Raw genomic sequence first — 16729 nt, 5'->3', positions numbered from 1 at the left:
CGCTTGACCTGGTTGAAGGGCTGAGACCGGTGCGGGCGACGTTGCGCTGGGCGCACTCGGATCTGCGCGCGCATCGCGGGGAGGCGCTGTTCATCGTGCTGGCCACGGCCGGCATCGTCGCCTCGCTGCTGCTGGCCACCGCGCTGTTCGGCTATGCGACCAACCCCTGGCAGCGGGTCTTCACCCAGTCCCACGGGGCCCATGTGTGGCTGCACACGGCGAGGTCCGCCGACACGGACCGGCTCGCCTCGCTGGACGGCGTGGAGTCGGTCACGAGCGCGTACCCCACCGAGTCCGCCACCGTCTCCTCCCGCGGCACCCGTGCCTCCGTGGAGCTGCGCGGTACGCCCTCGCGGCCCACCGTGGGCCGGCCGCTGCTCACCTCCGGCCACTGGCTGGACGCCGGGGAGCCGGACGGCGTGGTCCTGGAGAGCCGGCTGGCCCGGGCACTGCTGGCCGAGCCCGGGGACACCCTCACGCTGCCCGGAACCACGCGCACGCTGACGGTGGTGGGCATCGCCGACAGCGCGGAGCCGCGCTACCGGCCGGGTGAGCAGCCGGGGCTGGTGTGGGCGCAGCCGTCCGCGGTGCGCGACCCCGGCGGCCGGGTGATCGGGCTGCGGCTGACCGACCCCGACGACACCGGCTACGCCGTCCAGCGCGCCGTCACCGTGCTGGGTGCGGGCGCGGTCGGCGAGGTGTCCAACTGGCAGCAGGCGCAGGCCGAGGCGCAGGGCGACAACCGGCTGCTCGGCCAGGTGCTGGGCCTGTTCGGCCTGGGCGCGCTGATCGCGGCCGGGCTGGCGGTGCACGGCGCGATCGGCACCCGGATCCGGGGGCATCTGCGGGACATCTCGGTGCTGAAGGCGATCGGTTTCGCGCCCGGCCAGGTGGTCCGGATCTTCCTCCTCCAGCATGTGGCGTACGCCGTGCTCGGCGCGGTGGCCGCGGCGGTGCTGACCCAGTCGCTGGGCGCGCGGATCCCGGGCCGGCTGGGCGACGCGGTCGGGGTGTGGCAGGGGCTGCCGGGTCACCCGGTGACGCTGTTCGCGGTGCCGGTGGGCGCGGTGCTGCTCATCGGCGCGGTGACGGGGCTGGCGGCCTGGCGGGCGGGGCGGGTGCCGCCGGTGCCGGTGCCGCGGCCCGCGGCACCGCCGGCCGGGCGGCTCATGGGGGTGGCCCGCCGGGCACTGGGGCTGGGGCTGCCGCCCGCACTGGTGCTGGGCTGGCACAAGGTGGTCACCCGCCGTGTGCGCACCCTGGCCACGGTGGGACGGCTGGCTCTGCCGCTGCTGCTGGTCGTGGTGGCGATGAGCGCGTGGACGACGATCGACCGCTTCCACAGCAGGCCGGAGGAGCTGGGGCTGCCGGCCGCGTTGACCGTCCGCGCGGACAGCGGCCTGAACGACGAGGACACGCGGGCGCTGCTGGCGCGCGAGCGGGGGGTCGCCGCCGTCTACCCCGGGGTGGAGGTGGCCGCGCTCGTCCCCGGCCAGACGGCCACGATCGCCCTGCGGGGCCTGGGCACCCGCGAGGACCCCTACCCGTACGCCCTGGCCGAGGGCCGCCGCGCCGACGGCCCCGACGAGGCGGTGGCCGGTCAGGGCCTGCTGGACCTGCTCGACGTGCGGGTGGGCGACTGGGTCCGGATGACGGTGGGCGACCAGCCGCAGATCCTGCACATAGTGGGCCGCAGCATAGAACCGGAGAACGCCGGCCGGGTCATCTCCACCTCCCTGGACACCCTCCGGGAGAACGACCCGGACCTGCGTGCCACGCTGTACCAGCTCCGCCTGTCCCCGGACGCGGACCGCGACCCGGTCGCGAGGTCCCTGCTCACCTCGGGGCACGGACACCTGGACGTGCACGCCGTGACCAACCCGGCCGACGGCCTGTCCCCGCTGCGTGCGGTCGTCGCCGGCCTGATCTGCGTGCTGGGCCTCATCGGCCTCATCGAGCTGCTGACGGCGATCGGCGGCACGATCCGCGAGAGCGAACGGGACCTGCTGGCGCTGAAGGCCATCGGCCTCTCCCCCCGGCAGATCACCGCGATCACCGTCACGGCCACCGCCCTGTCGGCGCTGGCGGCCGTGCTGGTCGCCACCGCCCTGGGGCTGCCGCTGGCGCACTGGCTGATCGACGCCCAGGGCAGATCGAGCGGCATCGGCGCGGGGATCGCCCAGGGGCCGTCCCCGCTGTTCCTGCTGCTGCTCGGGGCGGCCGCCGTGCTGGGCGCCGCCGCTCTCGCCGCCCTCCCGGCCACCCGTGCGGCCCGCCGCCGCCTCGCGGACACGCTGAGCGCGGTGGCCTAGCCACCCGGGCGCCTCCTCGGCGCGCGTCAGCCTCCGTAGGGGTTCTGCGGGGGGTGCTGCGTCTGCGGAGCGTACGGGTTGCCGGCCGCTCCGGGCGCGTACGGGTGCTGCGGGCCCGGGGCGTACGGGTTGCCGCCTGCCCCCGGCGCGTACAGGTGCTGTGAGCCCGGGGCGTACGAGTTACCGCCCGTCGTGTGCGGGTGCGGGTGGCCGTAGGGGGTGCCCTGCGGCGGTACGTACGGCAGTCCCGTCGGCGGCGTGGGCCGGGTGGGGCGGCCCGGGAGGGGCGGGTGGCTCGCCGGGTGCGGCGCCCAGCCGGATGCCGTAGCGCCGCTTCAGCCGGCCCGTCTCCAGCAGGGCGATGGCCGTGACCGTCACCGGAGCGCCCAGGATGAAGACGATGCCCATGGTGAGGCTGAGCCCGTGCAGATCACCCGTGACCAGGTCCGGGATGGCCATGAGCCAGGTGGTCACCGTGGCGAGCAGCGCCGGCAGGCAGTGGTGCACGGCGGCCGTGCCGAAGAAGTTGCCGGAGACCCTGATCGTCCCGACGACCACGAAGACGATCATCCACAGCGTCGCGATGGCCACGGGCAGGAACATCAGCCCACCCACCGAGGTGGAGAACTGGAGCAGCAGGAGCGTGACGACGACGGCAGCGATGAACAACAGCAGCAGCCTCAGGGAGTTGAGGAGCTGATGCCGCAGCTGCCGCGCGGTGCCGCCGCGCCGCCGGACGAACAGCATCACCCCGACGGTGAGCGGGGTGACGAACAGCAGCACGGTGGAGGCGGTGAGCGCGTTCTCCATCAGCTCGTCGAAGGCGAACCCGCCCTCGATGAAGGTGTAGACCCCGAAGGAGGCGATCGCCCCGACGACGACCCTGAGACGCTTGAGCCGCTCCACGGACGGGTCGAGCGGTTGCGGGATCCAGGCCGGGTGGAACACCGCCCACGCCGCGTCCCTGGGTTTCCAGAAGGAACGCCCCTCCGCCCTGCCGCCGATCCAGCTCCCAGGTGCTCTGGTCATGTCGTGCTCCCCCGACCCACCACTTCCATGATCGCCGGGAGTTTACGGGATGCGGGCGGGGCGTCCGCCGCCCGCATCCCGTACCGCCCTCACCGCCTGCCGCGCAGCTCCCGGTAGGTGGCGACCAGGGCCTTGGTGGAGGGGTCCAGCCCGGGTACGTCGGCGCCTTCGGTGAGCGCGGGCTCGACGCGCTTGGCCAGGACCTTGCCCAGTTCCACGCCCCACTGGTCGAAGGAGTCGATGTTCCAGACGGCGCCCTGGACGAAGACCTTGTGTTCGTACAGGGCGATCAGCTGACCGAGGACCGACGGGGTCAGCTCGCGGGCGAGGATCGTCGTCGTGGGGTGGTTCCCGCGGAACGTCCTGTGCGGGACCAGTTCCTCCGGCACCCCTTCCTCCCGTACCTCCTCCGGCGTCTTGCCGAAGGCCAGCGCCTGCGTCTGCGCGAAGAAGTTGGCCATCAACAAGTCGTGCTGCGCCTTGAGTTCACCGCTCAGCTCCGCGACCGGCTCGGCGAAGCCGATGAAGTCCGCCGGGATCAGCTCCGTACCCTGGTGGATCAGCTGGTAGTACGCGTGCTGCCCGTTCGTGCCGGGCGTGCCCCACACCACCGGCCCGGTCTGCCACCCCACCGGCTCGCCGTCCCGCTGCACCGACTTCCCGTTGGACTCCATGTCCAGCTGCTGCAGATACGCGGTGAACTTCGACAGATAGTGCGAGTACGGCAGCACCGCATGCGACTGCGCACCGTGGAAGTTGCCGTACCAGATCCCCAGCAACCCCAGCAGCAACGGCACGTTGGCCTCGGCCGGCGCCGTCCTGAAGTGCTCGTCGACCAGCCGGAAGCCCTCCAGCATCTCACCGAAGCGCTCCGGACCGATCGCGATCATCAAAGAGAGGCCGATCGCCGAGTCGTACGAGTACCGGCCCCCTACCCAGTCCCAGAACTCGAACATGTTGGCCGTGTCGATGCCGAACCCGGCGACCTTCTCCGCGTTCGTCGACAGCGCCACGAAGTGCTTCGCGACGGCCTCCGGGCCGGCCTTCAGCTCACCGAGCAGCCAGTCCCGCGCCGACGTCGCGTTGGTGACCGTCTCGATGGTGGTGAACGTCTTGGACGCGATGATGAACAGCGTCTCCGCCGCGTCCAGGTCACGCGTCGCCTCGTGCAGGTCGGCGCCGTCGACGTTGGACACGAAGCGCACCGTCAGCCCGCGGTCCGTCCAGGCGCGCAGCACCTCGTACGCCATCGCCGGGCCCAGGTCCGATCCGCCGATGCCCACGTTCACCACATTGCGGATCCGCTTGCCGGTTTGCCCCGTCCACTCTCCCGAACGGACGCGGTCCGCGAAGTCGCTCATCCTGTCCAGAACCGCGTGCACCCCGGGCACGACGTTCTCCCCGTCGACCTCGATCACCGCGTCCCGCGGCGTCCGCAGCGCCGTGTGCAGCACGGCCCGGTTCTCGGTGACGTTGATCTTCTCGCCGCGGAACATGGCGTCCCGCAGCCCGAACACGTCCGTCGCGGCGGCCAGCCCCCGCAGCAGCCGCAGGGTCTCGTCGGTGACGAGGTGCTTGGAGTAGTCGACGTACAGATCGCCGACCCGGAGGGTGTACGCCTCACCGCGCTCCGGGTGGGCGGCGAACAGATCCCGCAGATGGGTGTCGGCGAGCTCTTCGCGGTGCTCGGCCAGAGCGGTCCACTCGGGCCTCTGGTCGAGCCTGGTACGGCCGTCTGCGTTCATTCGGACTTCAGCCTCTTTTCTAGCTGTCCTGCTGCGTCCTGCCCCGCTGCCGGTCCAACCTAGTTGATCAGCGGGCGACGTGAGTCGTCGTCACGCCGTCGTCCGGCGCACCCACCACTACGTCCGCCGCCCGCGCGGGTATCAGCGCGGCCACGGAAAGGACGAAGAACCCCGCCGCGAGCAGCGCCGGGCGGTTCGGCCCCCACGCTGCGGCGACCGCCCCGCCGAGCACCGCTCCGAGCGGCGCCCCGGCCACGGCGAGGGTGCGGAAGGCCGCGCTGACCCGGCCCAGCATCCCGGCCGGACTGCGCTGCTGCATCAGCGTCGTCGTGTTGACGTTCCACACCATGCCCATCAACCCGAACACGGCCAGCGCGGCCACCGTCACGGCCAGATGACGCACCACCCCCATCACCGCCAGCGCGGCGATCTGCACCGCCCCGGCCAGCAGCACGGCCCGCATACGTCCCAGCCGGGCCACGATCCGGCTGTTGACCGCTCCCCCGACCAGGCTGCCGACCGTGTACGCCGTCAGCGTCGCCGCGTACCCCTTGGTGCCGGCGCCCAGCCAGCCGGTCACGATGACCACCAGGGTGGCGATGAGGGCGCCCATCCCGACGTTGCACAGCGCGGTGGCCGCGCACAGCCCGCGCAGGGCCCGGTCCCGCCCCAGGGCGCGCAGTCCGTCGGCGATCTCGCGCCGCAGCGTGCTGCCCGCCGGTCTCGGCGCGCGCTCGGGCCTGGCTGCCCGTAAGGAGGCGACGAGCGCGGCGGCCACCAGGAACGTGGCGGCGTTGGCGGCGAAGGGGGCCGCGGCGCCGGCGACGAGCAGCAGCGGCACGGCCGGGCCTCCGAGCAGCCCGCCGGCCACGCGCTGCCCGGTCATCAGCCGGGCGTTGGCGCTGCCCAGCGCCTGCGGCTCCACCAGGACGGGCAGCAGGGCCGTGGCCGCGTTGTCGAAGAGCGTCTGCAGCGTGGTCAGCGCGAAGGCCAGGGCGACCAGCAGGCCGATCGAGGCGTGCCCGAGGGCCACGGCCACGGCGAAACCGCCGACCAGCAGGGCCCGTACCGTGTCCGCCGCCCACATCGCGCGCCGCTGGTCCACCCGGTCGGCGACGGCGCCGCCGAGCAGTCCGAAGACGATCCAGGGCAGATAGCCGCAGGCCGCGACGGAGGAGATGAGCAGCGGGTCGTCGGTCAGTGACACGGCGAGCAGCGGCAGCGCGGCCGTACGCAGCGAGTCGCCGAAGCTGGACAGCACGGCGGCGCTCCACAGCCGTCCGAATCCCCCGCGCCAGGCGGGCGCACCCGCACCCGCGGTCTCGGCCGATGTCATGGCTTCCCCTCACGATTCGCCTGTGCGGCAAACCGTAGAGGGCACCACTGACAATCGGTCCGCGGCGGCCGGCCGGGTGTGCGACAGGTCCGGTCCGGCGCCCGCAAGCGGCGCCGACCGGAGCCCAATTCCTAAATCTCGCCCCGCAGTTTGGCGAGTGCCTCGGCGAGGATCGCCTCGCCGTCCGCGTCGCTGCGCCGCTCGCGCACATAGGCGAGGTGCGTCTTGTAGGGCTCGGTGCGCGGCGGGGCCGGCGGGTTGTCCTGGTCCTGACCGGCCGGGAAGCCGCAGCGCGGGCAGTCCCAGGTGTCGGGGACCTGCGCGTCACTGGCGAAGCTCGGCTGGGTCTCGTGTCCGTTGGAGCACCAGAAGGAGATGCGCAGACGCGGCGCGGACTCACCGCGCTCGGCCTCGCCCATCGGCCCCGCCCCGACCCGGCTTCCTCGGATCGCGTTGCCACTTGCCACGGTCGTAACTCCCTGCGTGATGGTGCCGCGAAGCGAGTCGGCGTACCGCTTCGCTGCGAGCGCCTCAGTCTACGTAAGGCTCAACGCGCGTCCAGTGACTGGAGTTACCGCCCCCCATGCACAGACGCAAGCCCCATGATAGGACGCGCCCGGGAGCGCGTACCGACCATGGGGCCTTACGTACGAATATGTGCCGGTTGTTGTTCAGCTGCTCGTCTTCATCAGGATGCCGAGCACGACGATGCACGCTGTCCACAGCAGGCCGACCACCACGGTGATGCGATCCAGGTTGCGCTCGGCGACCGAGGAGCCGCCGACGGAGGACTGGACGCCGCCACCGAACATGTCGGAGAGGCCGCCGCCCTTCCCCTTGTGCATCAGCACCAGCAGCATCAGCAGCAGGCTGAAGACGATCAGGGCGATCGAGAACCCCAAAACCACGGCTGGACCAACTTCCTCGGATTCGGATGGACGACGGGGGCACGCAAGCACTGCCTACCGTGCCCCCGCAAGGGTACGACGGATCGCCGCTACCGCATACTCACAGCTCGGCTCGCCGCCCCGCTCACTGCTCGCGGAAGCGCACGATCCTGACGAACTCGTCCGTGTCCAGCGAGGCACCGCCGACCAGGGCACCGTCGATGTCGGCCTGCGCCATGATCTCGGCGACGTTGCCCGACTTCACGGAGCCGCCGTACTGGATGCGGACCTGGTCGGCGACCTCCTGCGAGTACAGCTCGGCGATCTTGCCGCGGATGGCGGCGCAGACCTCCTGGGCGTCACCGGCGCCGCAGACCTTGCCGGTACCGATGGCCCAAACGGGCTCGTAGGCGATCACGATCGACGCGGCCTGCTCGGCCGGGAGGTCCTTCAGACCGCCCTCGACCTGGGCGAGCGTGTGCGTGACGTGGTCGCCCGCCTCACGGACGTCCAGTTCCTCGCCGACGCACAGGATCGGGGTCAGGCCGTGCTTGTAGGCGGCCTTGACCTTGGCGTTCACCAGCTCGTCGGTCTCGTTGTGGTACTGCCTGCGCTCGGAGTGCCCGATCACCACGTACGTGCACTTGAGCTTGGCCAGCATCGGGCCGGAGATCTCGCCGGTGTAGGCGCCGGAGTCGTGCTGCGAGATGTCCTGGGCACCGTACTTGATCTTGAGCTTGTCGCCGTCGACCAGGGTCTGCACGGAGCGCAGGTCGGTGAAGGGCGGCAGGACGGCGACCTCGACGGCCTCGTAGTCCTTGTCGGCCAGGGCGAAGGCGAGCTTCTGGACGTGTGCGATGGCCTCGAGGTGGTTGAGGTTCATCTTCCAGTTGCCCGCCATCAGCGGCGTGCGCGTGCTCATGCGGTTCAGTCCTCCAGTGCGGCGAGGCCGGGGAGCGTCTTGCCCTCGAGGTATTCGAGGGAGGCGCCGCCTCCGGTCGAGATGTGGCCGAATGCCGACTCCTCGAAGCCCAGCGTACGGACGGCCGCGGCGGAGTCGCCGCCGCCCACGACGGTGAAGCCGTCGGAGTCGGCCAGGGCCTGGGCGACCGCCTTGGTGCCCTCGGCGAAGTCGGGGTGCTCGAAGACGCCCATCGGGCCGTTCCAGAAGACGGTGGCGGCGTCGGCGAGCTTCGAGGCGTACAGCTTGCGGGTCTCGGGGCCGATGTCCAGGCCCTCCTGGTCGGCCGGGATGGCGTCCACGGCGACGGAGGCGGGGTGGGCCGGGGCCTTGGTCCTCAGGTCCGGGAAGTCGGGCGCGACCAGCGTGTCCACGGGCAGGATCAGCTCGACGCCGGTCTTCTCGGCGCGCTCGATGTACTCCTTGACGGCCGGGAGCTGGTCCTCCTGCAGGAGGGACTTGCCGACCTCGTGCCCCTGGGCCTTGAGGAAGGTGTACGCCATGCCGCCGCCGATGAGCAGCCGGTCGGCCTTGCCGAGCAGCTGGTCGATGACGGCGAGCTTGTCGGAGACCTTGGCGCCGCCGAGCGCGACGACGTAGGGCCGCCGGACGTCCTCGGTGAGCTTCTTCAGGACGCCGACCTCGGTGGCGATGAGGTGGCCGGCGTAGTGCGGCAGGCGGGCCGGGAGGTCGTAGACGGAAGCGTGCTTGCGGTGCACCGCGCCGAAGCCGTCGCCGACGTAGACGTCCGCGAGGGCGGCGAGCCGGTCGGCGAACTCGCCGCGCTCGGTGTCGTCCTTGGACGTCTCGCCCGGGTTGAAGCGGAGGTTCTCGATGACCGCGACCTGGCCGGGCTGGAGGCCGTCCACGGCGTCGTGGGCGGCGGGGCCGACGGTGTCCTGGGCGAACGCCACGGGGGCGCCGAGGAGTTCGCCGAGCCGCTCGGCGGCGGGCAGCAGGGAGAAGGCCGGGTCCGGGGCGCCCTTGGGGCGGCCGAGGTGGGAGGCCACGACCACCTTGGCGCCGGCGTCGGCGAGCGCCTTGACGGTGGGCAGTACGGCGCGGATGCGGCCGTCGTCGGTGATGACACCGTCGGCCAGCGGCACGTTGAGGTCGGCGCGGACGAAGACCCGCTTGCCGTCCACGCCTTCGGAGAGAAGTTCGTCGATCGTCTTCATGGTTGGGACTCCTGGGGAGGGTCTCTTGATCGTACGAGGGCTGATCGATCGGCACGTGGGCGGGCCGTTGTTCACCCTGCCGCTGTACGTGCGTCAGGGCTCGGGCGGCGCGTCGTGTGCGCTGCCCGAGCCCTGATGTCACATCGAAGTGCCTGCTCTGTCGATCAGAGCTGGTTGCCGACGAAGACCGTCAGGTCGACGAGGCGGTTGGAGTAGCCCCACTCGTTGTCGTACCAGCCGATGACCTTTACGTTCTTGCCCTCCTGAACCATCGTCAGGGAGGAGTCGAAGGTGCAGGACACGGGCGAGTTGACGATGTCGGAGGAGACGATCGGGTCCTCGGTGTACTCGAGGATGCCCTTCAGCTCGCCCTCGGCGGCCTTCTGGAAGGCGGCGTTGACCTCTTCCTTGGTGACCTCGCGGGAGAGCTCGACGACGAGGTCGGTGACGGAGCCGGTGGGCACCGGGACGCGCATGGCCATGCCGTCCAGCTTGCCCTTGAGCTGCGGCAGCACCAGGGCGGTGGCCTTGGCGGCGCCGGTGGTGGTCGGGATGATGTTCTCCGCGGCGGCACGGGCGCGGCGCAGGTCCTTGTGCGGGAAGTCCAGGATGCGCTGGTCGTTCGTGTACGCGTGCACGGTGGTCATCAGGCCCTTGACGATGCCGAAGTTCTCGTCGAGGACCTTCGCCATCGGCGCCACGCAGTTGGTGGTGCAGGAGGCGTTGGAGATGACGTCGTGGTTCGCGGCGTCGTACTTGTCCTGGTTGACGCCCATGACGATGGTGACGTCCTCGTTCTTCGCCGGGGCGGAGATGATGACCTTCTTGGCGCCGCCGGCGATGTGCTTCTCGGCGTCTTCCTTCTTGGTGAAGATGCCGGTGGACTCGATGACGATGTCGACGCCGAGCTCGCCCCAGGGGATGTCGGCGGGGTTGCGCTGGGACAGCACCTTGATGGCGTGGCCATCGACGGTGATGGTGTCCTCGGTGTGGGAGACCTCCTGCTTGAGGCGACCGAGGATGGTGTCGTACTTCAGCAGGTGAGCGGTGGTCGCGGTGTCACCCAGGTCGTTGACAGCCACGATCTCGATGTCTGCACCCTGCTCCAGCAGCGCGCGGAAGTAGTTACGACCGATGCGGCCAAAGCCGTTGATGCCTACGCGGATCGTCACGAACCGATCTCCTCGTTGGTACGCCGGTTTCGACGCCGGCGAGCTGTATGGGATGTCCCCGACCACCCCCGACCCTACCCCCCTGGGGCCTCCGTAGTGACATCTGAACGGCACGGTGTCCCATATCCGCCAGTAGGCCTACGGACCCCTCGGCACAGGCGTCCGGATCACCCCGTTCCGCTACGGATTGCCGATACCAATTGCCCCCGTTGATCACTCATCCGTGCCCCCGAGGGCTCACTTGTGAAATCCGGCAATCCGGACACCTACAAGTCCGACATGTCCCCCGGCCGACGGCTGCCGACCAGCCCGTACCGACCGGTCGGTGTCCGGTGCCGGGGTGGCCGGTGGCAACCGTTGGTACACGCTGATCACACCGAGCGGGGTACCCGCGAGCAGGGCGGCTACGCGCATCCGCCCCGGGCCGGAGGCACCGGCAGCGCCACCCGGAGGAACAGGCACACGTGCACATCGAAAACGCGGCCGGCCGACCGGGCCTCCCGCGGCTCAGTCCCACGTCGCCCTGCCGATACCGGTCGGGCGCTGTCGACGACCGGTGTCAGCCGGCCATGCTCGCCGGCTGATGTCGGTGTCGGCCGGCCCCCGTCGGTCAGCCCTGCCGCCCGGCCGGTGCCAGCCCGGCCGGTGCCAGCCCGGCCAGTGCCAGCCCGGCTGGTGCCAGCCCGGCTGGTGGGGGCCGGGCCCGTACCGACCGACCTCGTTCGCCCGGGCGCGCGGTCGGCCCGGGTCAGCCGACCAGGTTGTCCGCCAGGTCCTCCGTGAGATTGGCCTCGGTGCCCGGGATGCCGAGGTCGGAGGCTCGTTTGTCGGCCATGGCGAGGAGGCGGCGGATGCGGCCCGCGACCGCGTCCTTGGTCAGTGGGGGGTCGGCGAGGGCGCCGAGCTCCTCCAGGGACGCCTGCTTGTGGTCCATGCGCAGGCGGCCCGCGGCGGCGAGGTGCTCGGGGACGTCGTCGCCGAGGATCTCGAGGGCGCGCTGCACGCGGGCGCCGGCCGCGACGGCGGCGCGGGCCGAGCGGCGCAGGTTGGCGTCGTCGAAGTTGGCGAGGCGGTTGGCCGTGGCGCGGACCTCGCGGCGCATCCGCCGTTCCTCCCAGGCCAGCACGGACTCGTGGGCACCCAGACGGGTCAGCAGGGCACCGATGGCGTCACCGTCACGGACGACGACCCGGTCCACGCCCCGCACCTCGCGGGCCTTCGCCGCGATGGACAGCCGCCGGGCCGCGCCGACCAGGGCGAGCGCGGCCTCCGGACCCGGGCAGGTCACCTCCAGGGAGGAGGAACGGCCCGGCTCGGTGAGCGAGCCGTGGGCCAGGAACGCCCCGCGCCAGGCGGCCTCGGCGTCGCAGGTGGCCCCCGAGACCACCTGCGGCGGCAGACCTCGGATCGGGCGGCCCCGCCCGTCGACCAGCCCGGTCTGGCGGGCCAGTTGGTCGCCGCCCGCCACCACGCGGACGACATAGCGCGAGCCGCGGCGCAGCCCGCCCGGCGCCATCACGATCAGCTCGGAGCTGTGACCGAAGATCTCCAGGATGTCCCGCTTCAGACGCCGCGCCGCCATGGCGGTGTCCAGCTCCGCCTCGATCACGATGCGCCCGCTGACCAGGTGGAGGCCGCCGGCGAACCGCAGAACGGCGGAGACCTCCGCCTTTCTGCAGCAGGTCCGGGTGACGGGAAGCCGGGAGATCTCGTCCTTCACCGCTGCCGTCATCGCCATGGGCCGATCCTTCCATGCATCCGAAAAATACGGTCGTACGCGGCGGCCAGCAGCTCCGGGTCGTGCCGCGGAGTTCCGTCCCTCCGGGCCACCGGCGCGAGTTCGACCGCGGCGCCGAACCGCTCGGCGGCCTCGCTGAGGTCTTCGCGGTCGGGCACGGCGGCCTCGTCGGCCAGCACCACGTCCAGGGCGAGTTTAGGGGCGTGTCGCCCCAAAACCTCCAAATGACGCTGCGGGGAGAAGCCGTCGGTTTCCCCCGGCTGCGGCGCGAGGTTCAGGGACAGCACCCGCCGTGCCTTGGTCTCGGTGAGCGCGTCCAGCAGTTCCGGCACCAGCAGGTGCGGGATGACCGAGGAGAACCAGGAGCCGGGCCCGAGCACCACCCAGTCCGCGTCCAGGACCGCCTCCACGGCCTCCGGCACCGCGGGCGGGTCGTTCGGCACGAGGTGCACGGACTGCACCTCGCCGGGGGTGAGCGCGACCGTGGCCTGGCCGCGGACGACATCGATGTCCTCGGGCCGCTCCGGGTCGTGCCCCTTGACCAGCGCCTGCAGCTCCAGGGGCACGGCCGACATGGGCAGCACGCGCCCGTGCGCGCCCAGCAGCTTGCCCACCAGGTCCAGCGCCTGCACGTGATCGCCGAGCTGCTCCCACAGGGCGACGATCAGCAGGTTGCCCACTGCGTGGTCGTGCAGATCGCCCCGCGAGGTGAAGCGGTGCTGGATGACCCGGGCCCAGGTCTGGCCCCAGTCGTCGTCACCGCACAGTGCGGCCAGCGCCTTGCGCAGGTCACCGGGTGGCAGCACACCCAGCTCGTCGCGCAGGCGCCCGCTGGAGCCGCCGTCGTCGGCCACGGTGACGACGGCGGTGAGGTCGCCGGTGATCCGGCGCAGTGCGGCGAGCGAGGCGGACAGGCCCATGCCGCCGCCGAGGGCGACCACCTTGGGCTGGGTCCCGCGCCGGCGCGCCCGCGCGCCCCGGGCCTCCACGACGCGCCCCGCGCGCGCGGCGGTCGCCAGACGCGCCGTACGTCCCTCCGGCGCCACCCGGCGCCACCCGCTCAGCCGCGGAGTACGTCTTCCGGTCACTCCCGCCCCACGTCCCGGTGGACGACGACGGTCTCCACGCCCTCGGCCGAGAGCCGCGCGGCCAGCTTCTCGGACATGGCCACCGAGCGGTGCTTGCCGCCCGTGCAGCCGATGGCGATGGTCACGTACCGCTTGCCCTCGCGGCGGTAGCCGGCCGCGATCAGCCGCAGCAGCTCGGCGTAGCGGTCGAGGAACTCCTTGGCACCGGGCTGGTTGAAGACGTACGCGGCGACCTCGTCGTTCAGCCCGGTGTACGGGCGCAGTTCGGGCACCCAGTGCGGGTTGGGCAGGAACCGCATGTCCGCGACCAGGTCGGCGTCGACCGGCAGGCCGTACTTGAAGCCGAACGACATCACCGTGGCCCGCAGCTCGGGCTCCTCCTCGCCGGCGAACTGGGCGTCCATCTTGGCGCGCAGCTCGTGCACGTTGAGGCTGGAGGTGTCGATCACCAGGTCGGCGTCGCCGCGCAGCTCCCGCAGCAGCTCCCGCTCGGCGGCGATGCCGTCGACGATGCGGCCGTCGCCCTGGAGCGGGTGGGGCCGGCGCACCGACTCGAAGCGACGCACCAGGGCGTCGTCGGAGGACTCCAGGAAAACGATCCGCCGCGTGACGTTCTTGGCCTCCAGGTCGGCCAGGGACTCGCGCAGGGCGTCGAAGAAGCGGCGGCCGCGGACGTCGACGACGACCGCGATCCGGGCCACGTTGCCCTGCGAGCGGGCACCGAGCTCCACCATGGTGTTGATCAGCGCCGGCGGCAGGTTGTCGACGACGAACCAGCCGAGGTCCTCCAGACACTTGGCGGCCGTGGACCGGCCGGCCCCGGACATGCCGGTGATGATCACCAGCTCGGGAATGGCCGCGTCGGGGACGCCGGCCGTGTCGATACTCACCTGTGCTCCGTCTTCCTGGACCGCGCGCCGCCGCTGCCCGGCGCGCGTCCCCTCGTGGGCCTGATCTCGCTCGGCGGTCCGCCGTGCCTCGTGCTCGGTCATGTCTCCTGCCCCCGTCGGTCGTCCGGGGCACCCGTGGTCACGGGCTCCCCCACGTCGCTCGTCGTCGCCTCGAACGGCGCTTCCTCCACGTCTTCCATGATCTCTCCCGTCGCTGTGTTGACGGCAGGTGCTGCCGGGGCCGCCTGGGCGAGGGCCGCGGCGATCGTCTCGGCCGTCTTGCGGCCTATGCCGGGCACCTCGCGGATCTGGTCGATTGTCGCGGACCGCAGCCGCTTCACCGAGCCGAAATGCTTGATCAGCGCCTGTTTACGCGTCTCGCCGAGGCCGGGTACGCCGTCCAGGGGCCCGGCCCGGAAGCGCTTGGCCCGCCGGGTGCGCTGGTAGGTGATCGCGAACCGGTGGGCCTCGTCGCGCACGCGCTGCAGCAGGTACAGGCCCTCGCTGCTGCGGGGCAGGACCACCGGGTCGTCCTCGCCGGGCAGCCAGACCTCCTCCAGGCGCTTGGCCAGCCCGCACACGGCGATGTCGTCGATGCCGAGCTCGTCCAGGGCCCGCTGGGCGGCGGCCACCTGGGGCTGCCCGCCGTCGACGACGACGAGCTGCGGCGGGTAGGCGAAGCGCCTGGGGCGCCCGTCGTCCTCGGTGAGCGCGCCCGGCGAGCCGTCGGCGAGGGCGTCCTCGCCATCGGCCCACTCGCCGGTCCTCTCCTTCTCGGCGAGGTACCGCCTGAAGCGGCGGGTGATCACCTCGTGCATGGAGCGGACGTCGTCCTGACCTTCGAAGCCACGGATCTGGAAGCGGCGGTACTCGCTCTTGCGCTGCAGGCCGTCCTCGAAGACGACCATGGAGGCCACCACGTCGTCGCCCTGGAGGTGGGAGATGTCGTAGCACTCGATCCGCAGGGGGGCGCTGTCCAGGCCGAGGGCCTCGGCGATCTCCTCCAGGGCACGCGAGCGCGTGGTCAGGTCCGAGGCGCGCCTGGTCTTGTGCAGGGCGAGCGCCTGCAGGGCGTTGCGCTGCACGGTCTCCATCAGGGCCTTCTTGTCGCCGCGCTGCGGGATGCGCAGTGAGACGTTCGACCCGCGGCGGTCGGTGAGCCACTGCTGGACCGGCTCCACCGGGTCGGGCAGGGCCGGGACGAGGACCTCCTTGGGTACGGCGTCCCCGCTCTCCTCGCCGTACAGCTGCTGCAGGGCGTGCTCGACGAGGGCGCCGGTGGTGACGTCCTCCACCTTGTCGGTCACCCAGCCGCGCTGGCCGCGCACGCGTCCGCCGCGCACGTGGAAGATCTGCACGGCGGCCTCCAGCTCGTCCTCGGCGACGGCGATGAGGTCGGCGTCGGTCGCGTCGGCGAGCACGACCGCGTTCTTCTCCATGGCCTTCTTCAGGGCCCCGATGTCGTCGCGCAGACGGGCGGCCCGCTCGTACTCCATCTCCTCGGCCGCCTCGGTCATCTCCTTCTCCAGGCGGCGCAGGTACGTGCCCGTGCGGCCGGCCATGAAGTCGCTGAACTCCTCGGCCAGTTCCCGGTGGTCCTCGGCGGAGACGCGGCCGACGCAGGGCGCGGAGCACTTGCCGATGTAGCCGAGCAGGCAGGGGCGGCCGGTGCGTGCGGCGTTCTTGAAGACGCCGGCCGAGCAGGTGCGCACCGGGAAGACGCGCAGCAGCAGGTCGACGGTGTCGCGGATGGCCCACGCGTGCCCGTACGGCCCGAAGTAGCGCACGCCCTTCTTCTTGTGGCCGCGCATCACCTGTACGCGCGGGAACTCCTCGTTCATCGTCACCGCGAGGTACGGGTAGCTCTTGTCGTCGCGGTACTTGACGTTGAACCGGGGGTCGAACTCCTTGATCCAGGAGTACTCCAGCTGCAGTGCCTCGACCTCCGTGGACACCACGGTCCACTCCACGGACGCGGCCGTGGTGACCATCGTCCGGGTGCGCGGGTGGAGGTTCGCCAGGTCCTGGAAGTAGTTCGCCAGGCGTTGGCGCAGGCTCTTGGCCTTTCCGACGTAGATCACCCGGTGGTGCTCGTCACGGAACCTGTAGACCCCGGGAGAGTCCGGGATGTCTCCCGGCTTGGGGCGGTAGCTGGAGGGGTCGGCCATGTCTCACACCCTACTGTCGAGCACCGACACAGCGGCGGGCCTCGTGTGCCGGCGGCTCCCGGCCCGCTCCGGCCGGGGTGCGGACTCGGCCAGGAGTGCACGGCTGTCGGTCTCAGGTGTTGTCGGGACTTGGTCAACACGCTTCAATGCGGGGGAACTCGGGGCCGTCGACGGCGGCGTACGGAGATGAGGACACCCGTTGCCCGCGCGCGGGGGTGGCCCCGG

General features: G+C 71.6%; 13 protein-coding genes. 1 reads left to right on the top strand and 12 read right to left on the bottom strand.

Annotated features, from left to right (window positions below; translation table 11 throughout):
• The first annotated feature begins 29 nt into the window (after positions 1-29).
• Positions 30-2312 carry an FtsX-like permease family protein gene (locus ACX25U_RS27575; RefSeq protein ID WP_454383880.1) on the top strand — a complete coding sequence of 761 codons (2283 nt, stop codon included), beginning with the start codon at positions 30-32 and terminating at the stop codon, positions 2310-2312.
• A 180-nt stretch (positions 2313-2492) separates the two neighbouring features.
• On the opposite strand, the gene ACX25U_RS27570 is transcribed toward ACX25U_RS27575, so the two are convergent.
• The 12 genes from ACX25U_RS27570 to uvrC all read right to left on the bottom strand — a co-directional run bounded on the left by ACX25U_RS27570 (position 2493) and on the right by uvrC (position 16504).
• On the bottom strand, positions 2493-3341 hold the full coding sequence (locus tag ACX25U_RS27570) for a hypothetical protein (RefSeq protein ID WP_454383879.1): 849 nt from the start codon (positions 3339-3341) through the stop codon (positions 2493-2495).
• Positions 3342-3430: 89 nt separating this feature from the next.
• Positions 3431-5086, bottom strand: coding sequence for a glucose-6-phosphate isomerase (gene pgi / locus ACX25U_RS27565; protein WP_454383878.1), 1656 nt, complete (start codon positions 5084-5086; stop codon positions 3431-3433).
• 67 nt (positions 5087-5153) lie between these two features.
• Entirely contained in the window at positions 5154-6422 is a 1269-nt protein-coding gene (locus tag ACX25U_RS27560) for an MFS transporter (RefSeq protein WP_454383877.1), read from the bottom strand.
• 131 nt (positions 6423-6553) lie between these two features.
• Positions 6554-6889 carry an RNA polymerase-binding protein RbpA gene (locus ACX25U_RS27555; RefSeq protein WP_073952427.1) on the bottom strand — a complete coding sequence of 112 codons (336 nt, stop codon included), beginning with the start codon at positions 6887-6889 and terminating at the stop codon, positions 6554-6556.
• Between the two features lie 204 nt (positions 6890-7093).
• A complete protein-coding gene (gene secG / locus ACX25U_RS27550) occupies positions 7094-7330 on the bottom strand; it encodes a preprotein translocase subunit SecG (protein WP_454383876.1) in 237 nt (78 codons plus the stop codon).
• Between the two features lie 124 nt (positions 7331-7454).
• On the bottom strand, positions 7455-8231 hold the full coding sequence (gene tpiA, locus ACX25U_RS27545; protein ID WP_454383875.1) for a triose-phosphate isomerase: 777 nt from the start codon (positions 8229-8231) through the stop codon (positions 7455-7457).
• Positions 8232-8236: 5 nt separating this feature from the next.
• Positions 8237-9448: a phosphoglycerate kinase gene (locus ACX25U_RS27540; RefSeq protein WP_454383874.1), complete on the bottom strand. Its 1212-nt coding sequence runs from the start codon at positions 9446-9448 to the stop codon at positions 8237-8239.
• Positions 9449-9612: 164 nt separating this feature from the next.
• Positions 9613-10620 (bottom strand): type I glyceraldehyde-3-phosphate dehydrogenase, encoded by a 1008-nt coding sequence (gene gap / locus ACX25U_RS27535; protein ID WP_454383873.1) that lies wholly within the window; start codon positions 10618-10620, stop codon positions 9613-9615.
• A 748-nt stretch (positions 10621-11368) separates the two neighbouring features.
• Positions 11369-12358, bottom strand: a complete 990-nt coding sequence (gene whiA / locus ACX25U_RS27530) for a DNA-binding protein WhiA (RefSeq protein ID WP_454383872.1) — start codon at positions 12356-12358, stop codon at positions 11369-11371.
• A complete protein-coding gene (locus ACX25U_RS27525) occupies positions 12349-13446 on the bottom strand; it encodes a gluconeogenesis factor YvcK family protein (RefSeq protein WP_454383871.1) in 1098 nt (365 codons plus the stop codon). The genes whiA and ACX25U_RS27525 overlap by 10 nt, the downstream gene beginning before the upstream one ends.
• Entirely contained in the window at positions 13443-14438 is a 996-nt protein-coding gene (gene rapZ / locus ACX25U_RS27520; RefSeq protein ID WP_454383870.1) for an RNase adapter RapZ, read from the bottom strand. The genes ACX25U_RS27525 and rapZ overlap by 4 nt, the downstream gene beginning before the upstream one ends.
• Positions 14435-16504 (bottom strand): excinuclease ABC subunit UvrC, encoded by a 2070-nt coding sequence (gene uvrC / locus ACX25U_RS27515; protein WP_454383869.1) that lies wholly within the window; start codon positions 16502-16504, stop codon positions 14435-14437. Before uvrC ends, rapZ begins: the two co-directional genes overlap by 4 nt.
• Positions 16505-16729: the final 225 nt, after the last annotated feature.

This window comes from Streptomyces sp. JNUCC 63 (assembly GCF_054366325.1).
This window is presented reverse-complemented; position numbering and strand designations above follow the sequence as displayed.